Here is a 5,188-nt window from a genome sequence, read left to right on the forward strand (position 1 = left end):
GGCGTTGCTGATTTATGATATGAATTTTCTTATTTACACAATTGAGATCCTTGTAGAGACGCGATATATCGCGTCTCTACAGTCATGATTCATACTTTCATTCAGCAACGCCGAAAAAACTGTCCCCATGCTTTTTCAAGATCGCTCATTAGAGAAGGACTGATAAAAGTTTTCACTTCAACAGCTATTTTTATGGAATCTCGTTGTGCAGCAATCAGTTTTTCTGCACCTAAATCGACTAGAGCATTGCGGGTACCGATTTTGAGGATTAGTGGATCGTCAGTAATTGTCCAACCATCTTTTATCAGTGAGGCTATGACAGTATCATGATAAAGGTCTTTAGCGGCCATCAAAGAACATTGTTTTTCGGGTCAATTTTAAATTTATTCTAATCTAGAAGCGATTTTGGGCGATGAATAATTTTAATCATGGTGATATCAGTTAATAAAAACAAATTGGTGAGATTGCTTCCTCGTTCCTCATCACAATGACTTGACAAAGCTTCATTTTCTGAGAGTACATCTAAGGGTAGGTCGATAAAATTAGCATCTAAATTTCGCAGACGAGTTGTGATTACTCATTACTCATTACTGTGCGCAATACTTACAGTACGCTTACGCTAACATCACTCATCCCCATTCTCCAACCTATTCGCCAAAGTAACCCATTGAGCAACACTTAAATCTTCTCCTCGCACTTGAGGATTTATATCTAATTCTTCAAGCAATTGTGTGAACTTATCTCGCTCAACAATTGACTGTAAATTATTACGTAACATTTTCCGTTTCGCACTAAATCCCAACTTAACTAAAGTTTCCAAATAACGGGGATTGTTAGCAGGAATATCTATCGGTCTAGGGGTCAACCTCACCACCGCCGACTCTACTTTTGGTGGGGGATAAAACGCCTTAGCCGGAACATTACAAATTATCTCCCCTTCAGCTAAATACTGTACCCTTACTGATAGCGCCCCAAAAGCTTTTGTCCCAGGTTTCGCCACTAATCTTTGAGCTACTTCCTTCTGAATTAAAAGTACAATTGAATCGTAAGGATTACTATTGGGCTGAGAAATTTTTCCTAATAACTTTTCAATGATTGGTCCAGTGATATTGTAAGGAATATTCGCCACAACTTTATTCGGATTTTGAAAAGCTTCAAAACTTGTCAAATTACCATCTAAATCAAGGGTTAAAAAGTCCCCCTGCAACAATAAAAAACTCTTCTTATCCCTCAAACTTTTAACTAATTTTTTACATAAATCGCGGTCAACTTCAACCGCAACCAATGACCTTACCTCTTGTAATAAACGCTTAGTAAGTATTCCCGTACCCGGACCAATTTCCAAAATTCGGTCCTCAGCTTCCAACTGCGCAGCACCAATAATCTTACCTAAAACCCTATCATCCTGGAGCCAATGCTGCGCAAAGACCTTGCGCGGTCTAGCCTCTTTAAATACCCTATTTTTCGCTTTTTCATCTCTTTGTTTTTTATCCATTTCTTACTTTTTTCTTACTTTTTAACCCAATAACTATAGAACACGTGAACTAAAAAATAGGTTTTTTAGTCATTTCATTAATACTAAGATACTAATGCAATTCAGTGTTATATCTAGTTCAATATCCATATTTTTTTTGATAATGGATAACAGCAATAACTAATTATCTTTCATATATATACTAAAGGAATACCAGAACACGAGCGAACTAACCTATATTATTTTTCTAAATTTCAGGCAATTGAAAGGTAATAAAAATGATTATTTTTTAATTTTGGATTTATTGACTCTATATTTTTAAATATATTTTCCCTGTTATTGCTCCTAATTTTTAGGATTTGATTCTGTCTCCCTAGTCCTTTATTCCATCTTCTGACTCCTGTTTTGTGGGAATTTCTATTGTGAAACTAGTCCCTTTCTCAGGAGTCGATTGGCAATACAGTTTACCATGATGTTTCTCGACAATAATCTGATAACTAATGGATAATCCCAGTCCGGTACCTTTACCAACATCTTTGGTGGTGAAGAAAGGGTCAAATAATTTGGAACGAATCTTTTCTGGAATACCTGGACCATTATCAGAGATATTAATTGCAATCCAACCGCTAGGTAAAGCCTTAGTTAGGATATGGATTTGAGCATTTTTCTGTCCTTCTTGGTTTTTGATTTGGCTATCAATTGCATCAATTGCATTTACTAAAATATTCATCAAAACTTGATTCAGTTGACTGGGATAACATTGAATCAAAGGAAGTTCAGCGTAGTCTTTAATTACTTCAACACCGGAATATCCTGGTTTTGATTTCAGACGATTTTGGAGGAGCATTAAGGTACTATCAATTCCTGTATGAATGTCCACCTGTTTGAATTCCGATTCATCCAAACGTGAAAAGTTACGCAAGCTGAGGACAATTTCTCGAATGCGACGGGTACCTTCATGCATCGATCCGAGCAATCGTAAGATATCTGTTTTAATAAAATCTAAGTCAACAGCTTCGATTAATTCTTGAATTTCTTCTGGAGGATGGGAATAATAATTTTGATAAAGCTCAATTAGTTGGAGTAAATCTTGAGTATACTCACGACAGGGAGCAATATTTCCATAAACAAAACCAACTGGATTATTGATTTCATGGGCGATACCTGCAACCATTTGACCCAAGCTAGACATTTTTTCACTTTGAATCAGTTGGGTTTGAGTCGACTGAAGTTCGAGCAAACTGTTTTCTAATTCTTCCGCTTGCTGCTTGAATTTTATGTCTACTTGTTTGCGATCGCGAATATCGCGGGTAATGGTCGCAAAATATAAAGGCTCACCGGTTTGCGGATTTTTAATCAAGAACATATTACAATCAACCGGTATCGTCTCACCTGTTTGGTAATGTCGAAAACGATATTCACTATGGTACAAACCATTATCCATTACAGCTGGAATAATACGTTGCTGTACATCTTTTCTATCTTCTGGTAAAAAACTTTGAGCGATATAACTTTTTTTAGCTTCAGCTAAACTGTTAATTCCCAGCAGTTTTAACCCTGCTTCATTCACATACAGAAATTTACCTTCTAAGGTCGCAATTCCAATTAAATCACTACTATTTTCAATCAGCGAGACAAAAATTTGTCGTTCTTGTTCGGCTAATTCGCTTTTTGTAATATCAATAATACAACCATGACAAAGAATACTACCATCCGGTTGAGCTTGTGGTTTAGAAAATCCTTTTAACCATTTCTGCTTACCTGAAGGTAAATTAATTCGCCATTTGTGTTCATAATTTTGTAAATTTCGAGCCGAATCATAAATTGTTTGCTGTAAGTTCGTTCGATCATCAGGATGAACAATATCAAATAAAACTTGAGGATTTTGTTGTACCAGAGAAGGATCTAATTCATAAATCTCCCAACATCCAGAAGATACATAGGTGAAGAACATCGTACCATTGGGATTAAAATGCAACTCATATACCATTCCCGGAATATTATCTGCTAATTGCTGAAACTGTTCCTTACTTTGACTTAATTGTTGGGTGCGTTCTTCTACCCTAGCTTCCAATTCTTCATTTAGTTTTTTTAGTGAAGCTTCTACAATTTTACGTTCTTGTAGTGCAGCTTGCTGCTCAGTAATATCAATGATGCAGCCATACCAAAGGATATCACCTCCAGTTTGGGGTACGGGTCGAGACACACCTTTGACCCATTTCTGTTCCCCAGTAGGAGTAATTACTCGCCATTTATATGTCCAATTTTCTAGTGTTTGAGCGGATTCAATTACCGTTTGCAAAAAACCTGTTAGATCGTCAGGGTGAGTCGTATTAAATAAAATATCCGCATCTTTTACTATTTGAGCAGCATCTATTCCATAGATTTCTTTACATCCTGCTGAAACATAGGGGAAAGATTGACGACCGTCAGCACCAAGACGAAACTCATAAATCATTCCCGGTACATTTTCAGCCATTTGCTGCATTCGCGTTCTATTCTTAATAGAAGATTCTTCTGCTTGTTTACACTTAATGAACTGAGCGAGTTGTTTCCCAAGTACGTCCAATATTTGCAAGAGACCGTTATCTTGACATCTCATCGATTGACTAAATAAATTAGTGATACCGAATATCTCTCCACCGCAAACAATAGGAAAACTTAAAACAGCGTGGAATGTATTTTTAGTTCCGTTATTCTCATTAATGTCATCGATCCAAACTGACCTTTTACAGCTTTGAGTTTGAATTGCAATTTTCCTTCCCAATGACAAAGCAGTAAAACCAGATGATTTTTGAGTAGAAATATCCCATCCAGTAAGATAACTTAGGGAATCATTTTGGTTATCAACCATCCAAAATTCAGCTAAGTCCCAACCTAAACCCTCACAAAACAACTGGAGTAGTTTCGATATTGCTCGATCTAAATCAATTGAATCTGCCAATACTTCAGTTACACTAAATTGGAGATTGAGTAGTCTTTGCGCTAATTTGGGAGAATTAAAATCTGAGGAATTAGAATCCAAACAATTAGAACTTTCAGCAGAAAATACTTCTTGAATGACACTTAAACCACCAAATTCACCATCATCATCGTACCAAGGATTGATTTCCCAATTTAACCATTGCGTAACACCACCAAGGGAAACAAAAAAATCTTCTTCATATGTATTATTTTTCCCATCCAAATAATCTTGAGATATTTCCTGCAAACGTTGAGAAATACTTGGTGTGGTTTCCCGATCAAAAAACGCGTCAACAGAACATAGATCCTCAGCACAAATTAAATCTTCCCCATTTAAACAATAGCGATCGCGCCAATTTTGACTAACAGCTAAGTAACACATCTGACGATCTAGTATGGCAAATTCCGCAGCTATTTGCTCGTAACAAGAAATCTTTTGACGAAGTACTTGTAGCTCAGTTTGTAAAGATTGTTCATTTTGTAATGGTGGATCGACCCTGTGATATAAATCCGAAATCATCAAATTTTCAGTCATGATGTTTCTAGCTGTGTATGGGGGAATATTTGAGTTGCTTCAAATTTATATTTCCCAATATCTACAAACAAAAAACATCTATGATTTCAGTAAGAATACTGTGACTAAATTATCTAGCATAATAAGTCCTGAAGAACCATTCTTATTAGTTTGAATTAACAGCATGAGTAATGGGGATTTCAATTAAAAACTCAGTTCCTTGACCGGGATTAGAT

At 36.2% G+C, this 5,188-nt stretch carries 3 protein-coding genes; all 3 read right to left on the bottom strand.

Translation table 11 applies throughout. The features are described 5' to 3' along the window. Window positions 1-101 precede the first annotated feature (101 nt). The gene (locus QNJ50_RS28500) at window positions 102-350 is read right to left on the bottom strand and encodes an element excision factor XisH family protein (RefSeq protein WP_300642598.1); all 249 of its coding nucleotides are present in this window, start codon (window positions 348-350) and stop codon (window positions 102-104) included. Between the two features lie 275 nt (window positions 351-625). Then, entirely contained in the window at window positions 626-1,495 is an 870-nt protein-coding gene (gene rsmA / locus QNJ50_RS28505) for a 16S rRNA (adenine(1518)-N(6)/adenine(1519)-N(6))-dimethyltransferase RsmA (RefSeq protein ID WP_300642601.1), read from the bottom strand. 352 nt (window positions 1,496-1,847) lie between these two features. Beyond that, window positions 1,848-4,973, bottom strand: coding sequence for a PAS domain S-box protein (locus QNJ50_RS28510; protein WP_300642604.1), 3,126 nt, complete (start codon window positions 4,971-4,973; stop codon window positions 1,848-1,850). Between the last annotated feature and the right edge of the window lie 215 nt (window positions 4,974-5,188).

Origin of the sequence: Mastigocoleus sp. MO_188.B34 (assembly GCF_030065675.1) — a bacterium.
In the GTDB taxonomy this organism is placed as follows: Bacteria; Cyanobacteriota; Cyanobacteriia; order Cyanobacteriales; family Nostocaceae; genus Mastigocoleus.